The organism is Rhodococcus sp. BH5, from assembly GCF_027583855.1.
Lineage (GTDB): Bacteria > Actinomycetota > Actinomycetes > Mycobacteriales > Mycobacteriaceae > Rhodococcus_F > Rhodococcus_F qingshengii.
In genome coordinates, this window is sequence record NZ_JAJHVW010000008.1 from 1 (window position 1) to 14,894 (window position 14,894).

A 14,894-nucleotide genomic window follows, 5' to 3' on the forward strand; every position below is an offset into this window, starting at 1 on the left:
AAGCACGCCGCCAGCGTTCGTCCTGAGCCAGGATCAAACTCTCCGTTGAAGACTCTAGATATCACCAACCCGAAGGCCGGCTAATCAGTCATAGACAAAAAGAGTCAAATCACTAGCAAAAAAACTCAACTAGCAAAAAATGTGTCGGCAATCATTCAGACGGAAGAATGAACAATCACCGACGAAAAATACTCACACCCCGAACATCAGAACCGAAACCCGAAGGCCCGGAACATCATCCGATATGTGAAGTACCAAAAATTATTTGGCACTGACATTCATCGACACACTGTTGAGTTCTCAAAGAACACGCACACACCATCACCACGACCCTATGGCCGCCGCTCCGGGGCAACTTTTCCAGCCTATCCCAACCTGGCCACCGGCGCAAACCGGAACCCCGTGAAGAAAAACTGGATTGTGTTCGCCAGGCACTTCGTACAACCTCGTGTCACTCACCCTTGCAGGTGGGAGTCGGTGTCCGTGTCGCTCTGACCTGGACAAAGTTACGCGAAGATCAACACAACACCAAATCGCCAGGTCAGAGCACTGCGGTCGGTTAACTTCACGGAACCCAGTACCTCTCGGCCAGTTCTTCGACGATCGGATCGCCTTCCGCGGCCTGCTCCAACGCTTCGAGATCGTCGTTGATCGACACCAACCGCGGATCGTCACCCTCAGCTTCCTGAATCGGGTGCCGACCGTCCTCGGCGAGTTGCCTCAGCAACTTTTCCTTGACGCGGGCTTTCAACGAATCAGCCATACCGCCAGCATGTGCCGCGCGGGCCCAGTTGTCGAGGCCTACTCGTCGTCCTTCTTGCCGAAGACACGTCGTGCCGTCGGAATCAAGATGATCAGCGCGCCGAGCAGAACGATGAGCGAAAAAACCTGCAGTGCCATGTCGACCTCTTACCGTCACGCCGGCGCGAGCCAGCTCCCCCACGGGGTGTTTCGAACAACCGTAAATGCAACGAGAACTCCGAGCACCACGATCGTCACAGTCGGCCGAAGCACGATCATGCGATCCCGCGTGCCTTTCCAACGGCGCACTGTCCAACCGATCCACGCGATCACCAACACCGCGATAAACGGCACGATCAAGGCATTGCTGGACACTGCGGCGCCAATATCCAGATTAGTCAGGTCATTGACCGCACGAAGGCCACCACACGCCGGGCACCACAATCCCGTCAACGCGTATATCGGACAAACGCCGTAACTACCCGCGCTGTGGGGATCACGGAAGTGGAGTACCGCGCCGGCCGTCACGGCCACTGCAGCAACACCGACGGGTGCGGCCAGCGAGCGTCGTCGACTTGTGACCGCTTCCAACTCCATGGCACCCACTGTAAGAGACCCCGGCAGCGACTAGCGGGCGCGAACGACTACCGACCGGACCACCATGTCGTGCCAGCACTGGTGCTTCGAGTCCCAGAGCGGCCAGAGATAGTTGAGGAAGCAGGCGCCACCCAGGATCGCCATCATGATCCAACGAAGCAGCGCCATCACCGGGCCGAGAGGCACACCGTCGGACTCCCGAATCACCGAAATTCCCAGCCACTTCTTGCCGAGCGTCTGTCCGGTGTTCCCTTGCCTGAAGACGAGATTCCACACCTCGATCAAGAAGATCGCCAGTATGCCGACGACCATGACGATCACCCCGACCGGATTACCGCCTTCAGCGCTCACGCTGCCGTCGTCGTATGTGGTCACTTCGGATCCGGAGAACGCGATCACTGCTCCGATGCCCGCGAGGATGACGCCGGGGAGCGGAACGACAAAGCCGTCGAGGATTGACGCAAACACCCGAGAGATCCAGCTTGCGTACGGATAGGCGGGCGTCGGCGGCTGATAACCCTGCGGCGGCATCGGCGGCATCTGCCCGTACGGCGGCTGATTCTGCGATGGTTGGCCTGGTCCCCAGTTCTGATCCGACATCGAGGTCTCTCCTGTTCAGGCACGTGTTCGCCGAACTCAGGATAAACCGCACATACGCAAGAATTGGGAACTAACGACAAGAGCCCCACATCCGGATTTCCGGGTGTGGGGCTCTTGGCTGAGCTGCCTGAGAGAATCGAACTCTCGACCTTTTCATTACGAGTGAAATGCTCTACCGACTGAGCTAAGGCAGCGTGCCTTTCGGCGGTGGCGAGTCTATCTGGTCAACCCCCGGATCGCGAAAACGGGGGTCGGAAAGCGGCTCCGATGGAGGCAACCATCGCATCGAGCGCCCACTGCAACTTGACGTTGAAGTCGACGGCCTCGCGGCATTCGAGCACCGCTTCGATGCACTTGAGCAACCCCTCCGGGGACGTTCGTGCAGCCAACTCGGCGGCCTGCCGAGCCATGTCGGGATGGGTCGCCGTCGACGTCGACCCCAGCGAATAGGAAAGCGCGTCCCGGTACATGCCGGCCAGGTCGATCAGCGTCCGGTCGAGAAGATCGCGGCGGGCCCGGGTGTCGCGCGATTTCTGACGCGCTTCGAGGTCCTTGATCAGACCAGCCGATCCGCGCAGAGTCCCGGCTGTTCCCTTGCCGGTTCCACCACCACCCAAGGAAACCTTGAGCTCCTCGAGCTCCTGTTCCTTGAGTTCGGCGTAGAACGCCTTGGTGTCAGCCTCGATCGACTTCACCAAGTTCTCTGCGGCCTTGTACGCCGTCGAAGCCCCGATCGCGTCTGCGGCAAGTCGAAGCGAACGCTGACGCTCGTCGCGCGCGCTCTCGTCGGTGGCGAGACGCCGAGCCCGGCCGACATGTCCGCCGCTGATCGATGCGGCGATTCTCGCCCGTTCCGGATCCAGCCCGTCGCGGTCGATCAGTACCTGGGCGATCGATTCGACGGACGGCGTCACCAACGGCATGTGCCTACACCGCGATCGGAGGGTGACAGACATGTCTTCCGGATCGGTCGTCGGCGCGCAGAGCAGGATGACCGTGCGGTCCGGCGGCTCCTCGACAACCTTCAGGAGGGCGTTGGCTGCGCCTTCGGTCAAACGATCGGCATCCTCGACCACGATCACCTGCCACCGCCCCGTCGTCGGTCGACGCGAAGCGATGTTGACTATCTCGCGCATGCCTTTGACGCTGATGCTCAGGCCGTCGGGGATGATCCGTCGTACGTCACCATGGGTTCCACCCATCGTCGTCGTACACGCATGACACTCACCGCACCCTGGTGCACCGTCGGAGGTGCATTGCAGGGCAGCGGCGAAGCAGAGAGCAGCCACCGAACGACCAGAGCCGGGTGGCCCGGTGAAGAGCCACGCGTGGGTCATCTCCGAGCCGCTGGAATCGCCACGAGCCGACAGTGCAGCATCACGCAGGCTCTGCTCGACGTCGTGCTGACCCACCAGCCGACCGAACACACCTCGTTCGGCCACTTCAGTACTCATGCAAAAACCCTAACCGTCGGCACCGACGAAGCCTTACGAGTCCTTCTTCGCCGGAGCCTTCTTGGCGGCGGCCTTCTTTGCCGGGGCCTTCTTTGCGGCTGTTTTCTTGGCAGCGGCCTTCTTGGCCGGAGCCTTCTTGGCTGCTGCCTTCTTCTTGACCGGGCCGCGCGCACGACGATCAGCCAGCAACTCCGACGCCCGAGCATCGGAAATGGATTCGACGTCGTCGTCCTTGCGAAGGCTGGCGTTAGTCTCGCCGTCGGTGACGTACGGACCGAATCGGCCGTCCTTGATCACCATCGGCTTCTCGCTGACCGGATCGACGCCCAACTCACGCAGCGGAGGCGTTGCCGACGCCTGACGCCCACGACGCTTCGGCTCGGCGTAAATCTTGAGGGCCTCGTCGAGCGTGACGGTGAACATCTGCTCTTCGTTGGCGAGCGAGCGTGAGTCCGTGCCCTTCTTCAGGTACGGACCGTAACGGCCGTTCTGCGCGGTGATCTCTTCCTTCGATTCGGGGTCGACACCCACGACGCGCGGAAGCGACAGCAGACGCAGCGCATCTTCCAAGGTGATCGTCGCCAAGTCCATGGACTTGAGCAGCGATCCGGTCCGCGGCTTGGGGCCTGCGACCTTCTTGGCAGCCTTCTTCGCAGGCGCCTTCTTGGCCGCGGCCTTCTTCACCGCAGTCTTGGTGCTGCCCGAGCTGATTTCTTCCGGCTCGGGAGCGGTGACGGGAACGATGTCCGGTTCCGGCTCGGCCGGCGGTTCGGGCAGGATCTCGGTCACGTAGGGACCGAAGCGGCCTTCCTTCGCGACGATCTCGTGGCCCGTCAGCGGGTCGACGCCCAGCTTGCGGCCCTCTTGAGGCGTCGAGAACAACTTCTCGGCGTACTCGGGAGTGAGCTCGTCCGGTGGCAGGTCATCGGGAAGATTTGCCCGCTGCGAGATCAAATCGCCTTCGGGATCGTCCGGGTTCTGAACCATGCGCTCGAGATACGGGCCGAACCGGCCGACGCGCACGTGAACCTCGCGACCCTCGGCGTCGTCGAACAGTCGGATGGAGTTGACCTCGCGAGCGTCGATCTCCTCGAGATTGACACCGACCATCTTCTTCAGCCCGCCCTCGCGGGCGACCGATCCCTCTGCGCCTGTCTCGCCGCCGAAGTAGAAGCTGCTCAGCCAGTTGCCACGCTGCTCACGGCCACCGGCGATCGCGTCGAGATCGTCTTCCATTCCTGCCGTGAAATCGAAGTCGACCAGCCGGCCGAAGTGCACCTCGAGCAGCCCGATGACGGCAAACGCCACCCAGGACGGAACCAGCGCGCTGCCACGTTTGTAGACGTATCCGCGATCGAGGATGGTCTTGATGATCGACGAGTAGGTCGAAGGACGGCCGATGCCGAGTTCTTCGAGCGTCTTGATCAGGCTGGCTTCTGTGTAGCGAGCGGGCGGGTTGGTGCTGTGCCCGTCCGGATCGAGCTTGGTGGCCGTGACTTCCTGACCCTTGACCAGCACCGGAAGCCTGGATTCGGCGTCGTCGGACTGACCGCCGGCCTCTTCGTCGACGCTCTCGACGTAAGCCTTGAGGAAGCCGGCGAACACGATGGTGCGACCCGAAGCGGAGAACGTGCAGTCCTCGCCGGTGCCTGCCGTGCCGGAGATGCGAAGCGTCAACGTCGTACCGCGGGCGTCGGCCATCTGCGAAGCGACGGTCCGCTGCCAGATCAGTTCGTACAGCTTGAACTCGTCGGAATCGAGCTTGGAGTGCAGCTGACCCGGGGTCTGGAACACGTCGCCGGCGGGGCGGATCGCCTCGTGGGCTTCCTGCGCGTTCTTGACCTTGCGGGTGTACTGACGCGGCGTCGGATGCACGTATTCCGGACCGTACAACTCGGTGGCCTGCGCACGAGCGGCAGCGATCGCCGACTCCGAGAGAGTCGTCGAGTCGGTACGCATGTAGGTGATGTAGCCGTTTTCGTACAGACGCTGTGCGATGCGCATTGCACGCTCGGACGTGAAACGAAGTTTGCGTCCGGCTTCCTGCTGGAGCGTCGACGTCATGAACGGCGGGTAAGGCTTGCGGGTGTACGGCTTGTCCTCGGCGGAGGAAACCGTGAGGTCGACGCCCTGCAATGCTTCCGCGAGACGACGCGCGTACGCCTCGTCGAGCACAGTGACCGCGCTGCCCTTGAGCTTTCCGTCAGCTCCGAAATCACGGCCGGAGGCGACACGCGAACCGTCGACGGAGACCAGGCGAGCACCGAAACTACGCGGGCTGGCCTCTGCACCGGCGTCGAGCGTCGCGGAAATGTCCCAGTACGACGCCGACTTGAACGCCATGCGCTCGCGTTCACGCTGGACGATGACGCGAGTGGCCACCGATTGGACGCGGCCGGCCGAGAGCTTCGGCATGACCTTCTTCCAGAGAACCGGGCTGACCTCGTAACCGTAGAGACGGTCGAGGATGCGGCGGGTTTCCTGAGCATCGACGAGGTCGGTGTCGAGTTCGCGGGTGTCTTCGGCGGCAGCACGGATTGCCGGCTCGGTGATCTCGTGGAAGACCATTCGACGAACCGGAATCTTGGGCTTGAGAGTCTCGAGGAGATGCCAGGCGATTGCCTCGCCCTCGCGGTCGGGGTCAGTTGCGAGGAAGAGCTCGTCGGCGTCCTTCAACAGAGACTTGAGTTCGGCGACCTTGCCCTTCTTTTCCGGGCTCACGACATAGAGCGGCTCGAAGTCGTGATCGACGTTGACGCCGAGACGGGCCCATGACTCGCCCTTGTACTTGGCCGGAACGTCTGCTGCGCCGCGCGGGAGGTCGCGAATGTGACCGACCGATGCCTCTACGACGTAGTCCTTACCGAGGTAGGGAGCGATTTTGCGCGCCTTGGTCGGTGACTCGACGATCACGAGGCGACGAGGGTTACCGGACGCTCCCTGACCGCTGCCGTTGTCCGCTTTAGCCACCTGCTGCCCGAGCCTTCCTTTGGACGTTCACTGCCGTCGGCAGATCTTCAGAACTAGACGTGTGGAGCAAGTTATACCCCGTGTCTCTCTTTACAGAGTGACATACCCGCAAGACATTCGTGCAGATCAGTACAGTATGGGCTCCGTCGGACACGCGGCATGAGCACCGTTGGACACGCGGCATCAGCACTGTCAGACGTGTGGCCAGGCGACCGAGGTGTCGACGTGTTTCGGCGCCTCACCGAGGTATTCGACGAGCTTTGTCAGTCTCTTCTTTCCCGACACACGGAGCCCCGGACCCGGTGTCCGGTTACCCAGTTGAGTCGGCGCGATACCAACCCTCATCAAGGCCTGAGCCAGCGGTGCGTGTGTCTCCTTCGCATGGGGGTCGAGGCCGAACACGAATCGTTCACCGCCTTCTTCGAGTCGGCCGGCGGCGACGGCCCACACTCGGAGTTGGCGAGAATTAGGAACCCACCCGACCGGCACCGCCTTCACTGCTCCCTTGGTCCATTGCACGGACAGCGGAAGGAGTGCGGGCGTCGACTGAGTTCGGACGAGTGGGCTGCCTTCTTCGCTACGCGTCACCTCGGCCCCGAGTCCGCACTGCGCGATCAACTCGGCAACGGCCTGCGCTCTCCAGTCCCGATCCACGACGATCGAGATCCGCGCGCGATCCTCCGAGGTCACGACCTGCCCCGGTCCGGCCAGCATTCCGGCAAGGTCCGTCACGGCAGGTGGAATCGACTCGGCAGAGAAAAAGGACAGTTGGCTCACAGAGTGAAACGTAAGCCACGAAGGTATCGACGGCATAGACGACCGGCCGTGGCCGAACAGCTGCGTGCATTCACCTCGGACAGGGAAAGTACTAACCCAGCCCGAAAAGATTTGTCCCCCACCGCACGGATGCGATGGGGGACAAATACTGTCCGAACTATTCGCTCAGCAAGTGAGCGGAAAAATCAGACCGCGCGAACGCCGGTAGCCTGGGGACCCTTGGTGCCCTGGCCGACCTCGAACTCCACACGCTGGTTCTCCTCGAGGGTACGGAAGCCGTTGCCCTGAATTTCGGAGTAGTGAACGAAGACGTCTGCGGAACCGTCTTCGGGAGCGATGAAGCCGAAGCCCTTTTCAGCGTTGAACCACTTCACAGTGCCCTGTGCCATGCTTTTCCTTCTCTTTCTAACACCGGATTCGGTGAACAGCCCTTACAGTCCACCGGGCCGGTTCCGACCGCTGTACGTCTTTATTTCCCCCTCAGGAAAGGCAGAGCACCGCGCCCGCAACAACGATCCTGCGAGCGTGCACTTTCTCAAGCCTACGAACACAGAAGCTGCGACCGATTGTCAGTCAACCATGTTCTCCGCGTGCACAACAGTCGAAAAGGGAACTAAAAACGTTAAAAGTTCGCTACGAGAAAAACAGCCCACGATCGTGGTTTCCCGCTCGCGCGCCGAGCACCCGGTTCCACCAAGACCGCCGACCGTTGCGTATCATCAAAACTGCAGGTAGCGACAGTTTCCGATTGCCGCCACACCCCAACGCCGAGCCCGGAGAGTCACGTGAACGCACCTTCCCCGATCCCCGCCCCGGGAGGGAAGCCTGGCGAGACCTACGGGCAGATGCTGCTCGATCGGGTCGTCGCCGGGGTCAGTGGAAGCGAAAAACCACTGATGTTCACCGCGCAGTTACCTGCTCGCGTAGCCGAGTTCACCGAATGGCCGGAGTGGGTGCACCCCAGCGTCGTACGCGCGCTCGCCGAGCACAGCGTGCGGTCCCCGTGGATCCACCAGAGTGAGGCCGCCGACCTCGCTTACGCCGGAAAACACGTGGTCGTGGCCACCGGTACGGCGTCGGGTAAGTCACTGGCGTACCAACTCCCGGTGCTGACGGCCATGGCGACCGATCCGCTCGCAACTGCCCTGTACCTCTCCCCCACCAAAGCGCTGGGCTCGGATCAACTGCGAGCAGTGCTGTCCCTCACCGACTTCGACGTCGAACTTCGCAGCACGAACGCCAGTGCGTACGACGGCGACACCTCGCAGGAACTCCGCACCTGGGCACGCGAGAACTCACGCTGGCTCTTCACCAACCCCGACATGATCCACATTTCGCTGCTCCGCACCCATCAGCGATGGGCACACTTCTTCCGCAACCTGAAATACGTGATCATCGACGAATGCCACTCCTACAGGGGAGTCTTCGGATCCAACGTCGCGCTCGTGATCCGGCGATTACGCAGAATTGCAGCCCGTTACGGCGCCGAACCTACCTTCATCCTGGCCAGCGCGACCACAGCAGATCCCGGCGCAGCGGCCTCGCGGCTCATCGGCGCACACTGCAGCGAGGTCACGGAAGACGGATCGCCTCACGGCCCACGCACCGTCGCACTGTGGGAGCCTCCGCTACTCGAGGCATTGACCGGCGAAAACGGTAGCCCGGTACGACGTCCCGCGGGCGCGGAAGCAGCCCGGATCATGGCCGACCTCATGATCGAAGGCGCCCGCACTCTCACCTTCGTCCGCTCCCGCCGCGGCGCCGAACTGACCGCGATGGCCACCAAACGTCTACTCGCCGAGGTGGACCCGGACCTCGCCGAGCGAGTCGCGTCGTATCGCGCCGGATATCTGGCCGAGGACCGACGTGAACTGGAAGCTGCACTCGCCGACGGCACACTGCTGGGCGCAGCCACCACCAACGCACTGGAGCTCGGCGTCGACATCGCAGGCCTCGACGCCGTTGTCGTGGCAGGCTTCCCGGGCACCGTCGCCTCGTTCTGGCAGCAAGCGGGTCGCTCCGGGCGACGCGGTGAGGGTTCACTCGTCGTGTTGATCGCCCGCGACGATCCACTCGACACCTACCTCGTTCACCATCCGTCAGCGGTACTCGACAAACCCGTCGAGGCGACGGTGACAGATCCCGGAAATCCGTACGTCCTGGGACCACAACTTCTCTGCGCTGCAATGGAACTCCCACTTTCCGATGCCGAGGTGGACGCGTTCGGGGCTCTCGAGGTTCTGACGAGACTGTCCGAGGAAGGCAAGATCCGGCGCCGAAAGCACGGATGGTTCGTCACCGCCGATTCGAACCCCCACGGCTCTTTGGACATTCGCGGCGGCATCGGAACTCAGGTGGCCATTGTCGACGGTGAATCCGGCCGGATGCTGGGCACTGTCGACGCGGGCCGCGCTCCGGCCACAGTTCATCCCGGCGCCGTGCACATCCATCAAGGCGAGACCTACGTCGTCGACGAACTGGACCTCGACGTCGGACTCGCACTGGTACACACCGAGAATCCGGACTGGACCACCTCGGCCCGCGAGACCACCGAAATCACGATCACCGAACAACTCGAGCACAAGAACTACGGCGACATCGCCGTCGCTCTCGTCCAGGTCGAGGTGACACATCAAGTCGTCGGATACCTACGACGGTTGACTTCGGGTGAAGTCCTCGACTCGATCGAACTCGACATGCCCGCACACACTTTGCCCACCAGGGCAGTGATGTACACGGTCACGCCGGAACTCCTCGAATCAATCGGGGTCCCGCCCGAACGGTTCCCCGGATCACTGCATGCCGCCGAACATGCCGCAATCGGCCTGCTGCCACTGGTGGCGATCTGCGACCGCGGAGACATCGGCGGAGTGTCCACCGCGATGCATGCGGACACCGGACTCCCGACCGTCTTCGTCTACGACGGTCATGCCGGCGGCGCCGGGTTCGCCGACCGAGGGCACAGCGAACTGTCCCGATGGCTCACCGCGACGCGCGACGCCATACTCTCCTGCGAGTGCGCTCACGGTTGCCCGTCCTGCGTCTATTCACCCAAGTGCGGCAACGGAAACGACCCACTCGACAAAGACGGCGCGGTCAAGGTTCTGACCGCCGTCATCGACACCATCAGCTGACCGGACCCGCACGCGCGTAAGCCTGCGCATCCCCGATCCCGAAGCCCGACAACAACACCGGTGCGCGTATCTCGACCAATACATCCCACCCCTGCACCTCGCACTCCTCGAGCACCGTACGCATCCGCTCCGCGATCACCGCGGACATCTCACACGCCGACTCGTCGCCGCCGTCCAAGGCGCCCGCACCGCCGAGAGCCGAAAGATCAGCGGCCGACTGAGCCGTGTGCCGAGCCACCACTGCGGAACCGACATGCAGCATCCCACCGGTCACCATCACGATCGCCGCCAGAACGCAGCACGCCAGAACCGTGGCAACACCTTCGTCGTCACGTAGGTTCACCCCTCCTCCACTCCCGACTCCACAGCTGCCACCGCCTCGGAAGAAATGTCGACCAACGGCAGCAACGCACTCTCGGCGCTGACAACGGCAACGGCAAAACCGTCCACGATCTCCACCGAGATCGACGCATCTTCGGGTGCGATCCGGCGGGCCGTGGCGACCGCAGACTCACGATCACCACGTGCCACCAACCGCGCGGCCTCACGAGCGGCGTCGACACACCGAACCTGCATCGACACCGCCAGGACTCCACCGACACACAGCACGACCACCGTGACGATCGAAGCCAGAGCAATCGCGGCCTCCACCGTCACGGCGCCGTCGTCGGCTTGCCGAATACCTCTCGTGGACAACATCACACAGCTGTCTTGAGCGCCTTGTCAATGATGCCTGTCAGCGCCGAGACAATGGAGTCGCCAGTGACAACCGTGTACAGGACGGCACCGAATGCGGCAGCCGCAATCGTGCCGATCGCATACTCCGCGGTGGACATGCCGTCGTCCTCGGCAACCAACAGCGCAAATCTGGCCGACACCGTCCTCAACGTCTTCGAAATCATTTCTCCCCCTTCAATCGAAACCTTTGGCAGCACTTCTGCCGCAGGAGCTTTCACTCGGATCCGGCTCACAGCAGGCCGTTACCGAGCACAGTCGTGGCAAGCCCGATCACCACCGGGACGATGCCCAAGGCGATGAACGCCGGCAGGAAACACAGCCCGAGTGGACCGCTGATCAGCACTCCCGCGCGTTCGGCTGCGGCAGCAGCAAGATCCTCGGCGTCACCTCGACTGCGCTCGGCGAGTTCGGCCATGGATGAGGACAGCGACGAACCCGAACGGGCGGAACGCCGAGCCATTCTGGCGAGCGCCTCGGTATCGGGATCGAGAGCGGCTTCGCTCCACGCGGCGTCGGGATCGGCACCGAGCGCCAGAAGGTCGGCAACGCGACGAAGCGAGTCGGCCATCGGTTTCGGTGCCGTCGACGCCATCGCTGTGATCGCGGCGGAGACGGGAAGCCCCGCTCGTAGGCAGGCCCCGAGAAGGTCGAGACTTGCGGCAACTGCGAGTGGATCCGGCTTGTCCGGGACTGAAACCGAATTTTCTGTTGTTGTGTCCGCGAAGAGAATTTCTGCCGCCCTGGCCGAAGCACCGCGCCGATCGGGAATGATCGCGAGCGCCAACGCCATCATCACCACGGATGCCCAACTCACGACGTGACCTTCGCAGCTATCCGGTCGGTCCAGAGCAGACCCGCTGAGACACAAGCGGTTCCGATCACCAGGAGCACGCCGCCGAGCCCACCTCCGAACAGCACGCGCAGCGGCGAAGCCCCCATCAATTGCCCGAGACCGATCCCCAACAGCGGGAGAAAGGCCAACACCGCAGCGGTCGCCCGAGCGCCCGCCAACCCGGCCTCGGTACGCTGACGAAAGCGTCTACGTCCCAACATGTCCGTCCGGACGGCGCCGAGTAGTTCCGCCAGCGCCAGCCCGTGTTGGTCTGCGACCCGCCAGACGGATCCGATGCGGGAGAACTCACGCTCGATGCACGAATCCGGTACCGCGAAGGCCGCTGCGGCAGAACCACCGAGACGCGCCCTGGCCCCAGCGGAACGGAATACGGCACTCACTTCTCCGGTACATTCCTCGCCTGCAACAGAACTGGCCGCTGCAGGATGCGCGCCGACGCTCAGCTCGGCGATCAGCACCTCCAGACCGGAGAGCAGCATCTTCTGTGAGAGATCCCGGGTTTCGGCTGCATTCGCGCGTCGGCCACGGAGGATCAGGGTCCCGGCGAGGACGACAGCCGCACACCCTGCCGGAAGACCTCCGAGGATCCACGCGGCCGAAATCGCGAGAAATGCGGCGACGAACTGCCACGGAATCTGCCGGGAGGGCTTGCGGACGCTCGGGGTGTACGTAGCGAGCCGAGCACGTGAATCCCGCACCGGCGCAATCGAGACCGCCAACGCGAAGGCCAAGAGGGAAACCGTCACGTCCCGACCTCTCGATTGCGAAGCCGGAACATCCGCTCGAGCCGCTCACGACCCGAACCGCCGTCCGGCCACGCCTGCATGATTCGTACATACCCGTCCGCACCGCGGTCGATGACACCGATCTGTTCGAGACGCCTCGATCCGTCAGCCAATCTGTGCACGTGCAGGATCACTTGAACTGCCGCGGCAAGTTGACTGTGCAACGCGTGGCGATCCATCCCGCCGAGCGCCGCCAACGCCTCGAGTCTGGCCGGCACCTCTTCGGGCGAATTGGCGTGAACGGTGCCGGCGCCGCCGTCGTGGCCGGTGTTCATCGCCGTGAGCAGATCAGTCACCTCTGCGCCGCGGACCTCACCGACGACGATGCGATCGGGACGCATCCGCAGTGCCTGCCGAACCAGATCGCGCACCGTCACCTCTCCGACGCCCTCGACGTTGGGAGCTCTGGCGACGAGGCGGACGACGTGCGGATGCGGCGGCGCCAGTTCGGCCGCGTCCTCGACACAGACGATTCGCTCGCGCGGGTCGACCGCGCCGAGCATGGCGGACAACAACGTGGTCTTTCCCGCACCGGTCCCGCCGATCACCAGAAAAGCCAAGCGACAAGAAATGATGCGATTGAGGAGCTCCCGCGCGTCCGGTTCCACGGCGCCGTGGGCGGACAGCGCGTCGAGACCCTGTGTTGCGGGCCGCAACACTCGCAGTGACACGCAGGTTCCACCCTGGGCCACGGGTGCGAGTACGGCATGAAGTCGTACCCCGAAGTGCCCGTCGCCGACGCCCCGCAGGCGGCCGTCGACCCACGGTTGGGCGTCGTCGAGGCGTCGACCTGCCGACAGTGCCAACCGCTGCGCCAGTCGACGCACGGCTGCCTCGTCGGTGAACCGGACCCCCGACCTTTCGAGGCCGACCCCGCGGTCCACCCAGACCTGATCCGGCGCGGTCACCAGTACGTCGGCGACCCCGGGTTCGTGCAGTAGAGGTTCGAGCGGCCCCGCGCCTGTCAGTTCCGTCTGGAGCACCCTGACGACCTCCAACAGATCCGTGTCCGCCAGAACGCCGGAGGACTCGGCTCGCACGGCATCGGCAACGGTGGCCGCCGTCGGCTCGGCGACCGACGACGCCGTCAATCGCTCGCGAACTCGGTCCAGCAGTTCGGCCGTGACCAACGCACTCATGCCGCAGCCCTGCGCGGGCGTGCGCCGGATTCGACGGCGTCGAGTACCGCTGTTGCCGCCACACTCAACGGACAACCGCGGGTCAATTCGAGGCCACCACGCTCGAGCATCGGCGCCAGCGATCGGTGGCCGCGCATCACGGCCGTCAGGGGCAGGCCGAGCATGTCTGCCACATCGGCGCCGCGTAGGCCTCCCGGTGCCGGCCCACGCACGACGAGCCCGACGTTGGAGTTGTGTCGCACCACCCAGGCTCCGACCTTCTCGGCCGCGACGCATGCGGCCACGGTGGCCGGAACCACCACGAGCACCGAATCCGACATCTCCAACACGGCCTGACCTACCTCGCTGGGATGACGTGGCACGTCGCAGACCACGAGCCCGCCGGAACTGCGACCTGCGTCCAGCACGGCGCGAACGGCGGTCACTGTCGGACCGTCGATCTCCCGGCGACTGCTCGCCAGAACCCTCAGAAACTTTCCCTTCGCCGGCAGTGCATCGCGCAGCGCATCCGGGGACAACCGCCCGCCCTCGACGGTCAGTGCACCCCAACGTAATCCGGGAGCAGTCTCGATACCCAACAGCACGTCGGCGCCGGAACCGAGTGCGTCGACGTCCACCAACAGCGTCGGGACGTGACGTGCCGCCGACGTCAACGCGACTGCCGCAGCAGTTGCCGAGGCTCCGCCGCCGCCACAACCACCCACCACGCTCACGACGGTGCCGTCACCACTGACGTCGACGTGGTCGGCCAGAACTGCGACCAGCGCGTTCTCTTCCTCGGGCAAGGACAGAACGCTGTCAGCTCCGATCGCGGTGGCGCTCTTCCAATCGTCGACGGTCGGTGTGCCGTCGCATACGAGGAACACTCGCGTTCGCTTGGGGGAACGAGCCAGAGCATCTCGCGCCGCCGACGCGTCCAGTACCACCGCCGAGGCCCGGTTCCACTGTTGCCGGGACACGGGATGTTCGGCCTCGTCCAGCCGGCGGTCCACCGCGGCAGCGACGCGTCGCACGCTCGCGAGGATTTTCGCGTCGTCGACGAGAACCAGAATGGGAGCCCCGGTTTCCTGAGAGCTGATCGTCGTGTTCATGACTGCAGAGCCTGA

The 14,894-nt window shown here is 63.7% G+C and carries 15 protein-coding genes and 1 tRNA gene; 1 reads left to right on the top strand and 15 read right to left on the bottom strand.

Annotated features, from left to right (window positions below; all coding sequences use genetic code 11):
- Positions 1-565: 565 nt before the first annotated feature.
- The 8 genes from RhoBH5_RS20220 to cspE all read right to left on the bottom strand — a co-directional run bounded on the left by RhoBH5_RS20220 (position 566) and on the right by cspE (position 7,528).
- Positions 566-763: a hypothetical protein gene (locus RhoBH5_RS20220; RefSeq protein WP_270008722.1), complete on the bottom strand. Its 198-nt coding sequence runs from the start codon at positions 761-763 to the stop codon at positions 566-568.
- Positions 764-915: 152 nt separating this feature from the next.
- A complete protein-coding gene (locus RhoBH5_RS20225; protein ID WP_270008723.1) occupies positions 916-1,338 on the bottom strand; it encodes a DUF2752 domain-containing protein in 423 nt (140 codons plus the stop codon).
- A gap of 30 nt (positions 1,339-1,368) precedes the next feature.
- Positions 1,369-1,938 (bottom strand): RDD family protein, encoded by a 570-nt coding sequence (locus RhoBH5_RS20230; protein ID WP_021342696.1) that lies wholly within the window; start codon positions 1,936-1,938, stop codon positions 1,369-1,371.
- Positions 1,939-2,059: 121 nt separating this feature from the next.
- A tRNA-Thr gene (locus tag RhoBH5_RS20235) sits at positions 2,060-2,132 on the bottom strand.
- A 30-nt stretch (positions 2,133-2,162) separates the two neighbouring features.
- Positions 2,163-3,392, bottom strand: a complete 1,230-nt coding sequence (locus RhoBH5_RS20240) for a DNA polymerase III subunit delta' (RefSeq protein WP_019746652.1) — start codon at positions 3,390-3,392, stop codon at positions 2,163-2,165.
- 33 nt (positions 3,393-3,425) lie between these two features.
- Entirely contained in the window at positions 3,426-6,362 is a 2,937-nt protein-coding gene (gene topA / locus RhoBH5_RS20245) for a type I DNA topoisomerase (protein ID WP_003946104.1), read from the bottom strand.
- A 192-nt stretch (positions 6,363-6,554) separates the two neighbouring features.
- Positions 6,555-7,139 (bottom strand): hypothetical protein, encoded by a 585-nt coding sequence (locus RhoBH5_RS20250; protein WP_003946106.1) that lies wholly within the window; start codon positions 7,137-7,139, stop codon positions 6,555-6,557.
- 185 nt (positions 7,140-7,324) lie between these two features.
- On the bottom strand, positions 7,325-7,528 hold the full coding sequence (gene cspE / locus RhoBH5_RS20255; RefSeq protein ID WP_003946117.1) for a transcription antiterminator/RNA stability regulator CspE: 204 nt from the start codon (positions 7,526-7,528) through the stop codon (positions 7,325-7,327).
- A 456-nt stretch (positions 7,529-7,984) separates the two neighbouring features.
- Between cspE and RhoBH5_RS20260 the strand changes: the two genes are divergently transcribed.
- Entirely contained in the window at positions 7,985-10,273 is a 2,289-nt protein-coding gene (locus tag RhoBH5_RS20260) for a DEAD/DEAH box helicase (RefSeq protein ID WP_270008779.1), read from the top strand.
- On the opposite strand, the gene RhoBH5_RS20265 is transcribed toward RhoBH5_RS20260, so the two are convergent.
- The 7 genes from RhoBH5_RS20265 to ssd form a co-directional block, all read right to left on the bottom strand.
- Positions 10,266-10,616, bottom strand: coding sequence for an Rv3654c family TadE-like protein (locus RhoBH5_RS20265; protein ID WP_007732450.1), 351 nt, complete (start codon positions 10,614-10,616; stop codon positions 10,266-10,268). The two genes, RhoBH5_RS20260 and RhoBH5_RS20265, sit on opposite strands and share 8 nt — an antisense overlap.
- Positions 10,613-10,972: a TadE family type IV pilus minor pilin gene (locus tag RhoBH5_RS20270; protein ID WP_047270007.1), complete on the bottom strand. Its 360-nt coding sequence runs from the start codon at positions 10,970-10,972 to the stop codon at positions 10,613-10,615. The genes RhoBH5_RS20265 and RhoBH5_RS20270 overlap by 4 nt, the downstream gene beginning before the upstream one ends.
- Positions 10,972-11,175, bottom strand: a complete 204-nt coding sequence (locus RhoBH5_RS20275) for a DUF4244 domain-containing protein (RefSeq protein WP_007732448.1) — start codon at positions 11,173-11,175, stop codon at positions 10,972-10,974. The genes RhoBH5_RS20270 and RhoBH5_RS20275 overlap by 1 nt, the downstream gene beginning before the upstream one ends.
- Before the next feature lie 65 nt (positions 11,176-11,240).
- Entirely contained in the window at positions 11,241-11,825 is a 585-nt protein-coding gene (locus RhoBH5_RS20280; protein ID WP_058038260.1) for a type II secretion system F family protein, read from the bottom strand.
- Positions 11,822-12,610: a type II secretion system F family protein gene (locus RhoBH5_RS20285; protein ID WP_058038259.1), complete on the bottom strand. Its 789-nt coding sequence runs from the start codon at positions 12,608-12,610 to the stop codon at positions 11,822-11,824. The genes RhoBH5_RS20280 and RhoBH5_RS20285 overlap by 4 nt, the downstream gene beginning before the upstream one ends.
- On the bottom strand, positions 12,607-13,788 hold the full coding sequence (locus RhoBH5_RS20290; RefSeq protein WP_003946116.1) for a TadA family conjugal transfer-associated ATPase: 1,182 nt from the start codon (positions 13,786-13,788) through the stop codon (positions 12,607-12,609). Before RhoBH5_RS20290 ends, RhoBH5_RS20285 begins: the two co-directional genes overlap by 4 nt.
- Positions 13,785-14,879, bottom strand: coding sequence for a septum site-determining protein Ssd (gene ssd, locus RhoBH5_RS20295; RefSeq protein WP_003946126.1), 1,095 nt, complete (start codon positions 14,877-14,879; stop codon positions 13,785-13,787). The genes RhoBH5_RS20290 and ssd overlap by 4 nt, the downstream gene beginning before the upstream one ends.
- Between the last annotated feature and the right edge of the window lie 15 nt (positions 14,880-14,894).

Coding starts and splice junctions, on each gene's coding strand:
- RhoBH5_RS20275 (WP_007732448.1), bottom strand. CDS start 11,175: ATGATTTCGAAGACGTTGAGGACGGTGTCGGCCAGATTTGCGCTGTTG.
- RhoBH5_RS20290 (WP_003946116.1), bottom strand. CDS start 13,788: ATGAGTGCGTTGGTCACGGCCGAACTGCTGGACCGAGTTCGCGAGCGA.
- RhoBH5_RS20230 (WP_021342696.1), bottom strand. CDS start 1,938: ATGTCGGATCAGAACTGGGGACCAGGCCAACCATCGCAGAATCAGCCG.
- RhoBH5_RS20220 (WP_270008722.1), bottom strand. CDS start 763: ATGGCTGATTCGTTGAAAGCCCGCGTCAAGGAAAAGTTGCTGAGGCAA.
- cspE (WP_003946117.1), bottom strand. CDS start 7,528: ATGGCACAGGGCACTGTGAAGTGGTTCAACGCTGAAAAGGGCTTCGGC.
- ssd (WP_003946126.1), bottom strand. CDS start 14,879: ATGAACACGACGATCAGCTCTCAGGAAACCGGGGCTCCCATTCTGGTT.
- RhoBH5_RS20240 (WP_019746652.1), bottom strand. CDS start 3,392: ATGAGTACTGAAGTGGCCGAACGAGGTGTGTTCGGTCGGCTGGTGGGT.
- RhoBH5_RS20270 (WP_047270007.1), bottom strand. CDS start 10,972: ATGTTGTCCACGAGAGGTATTCGGCAAGCCGACGACGGCGCCGTGACG.
- RhoBH5_RS20225 (WP_270008723.1), bottom strand. CDS start 1,338: ATGGAGTTGGAAGCGGTCACAAGTCGACGACGCTCGCTGGCCGCACCC.
- RhoBH5_RS20260 (WP_270008779.1), top strand. CDS start 7,985: ATGCTGCTCGATCGGGTCGTCGCCGGGGTCAGTGGAAGCGAAAAACCA.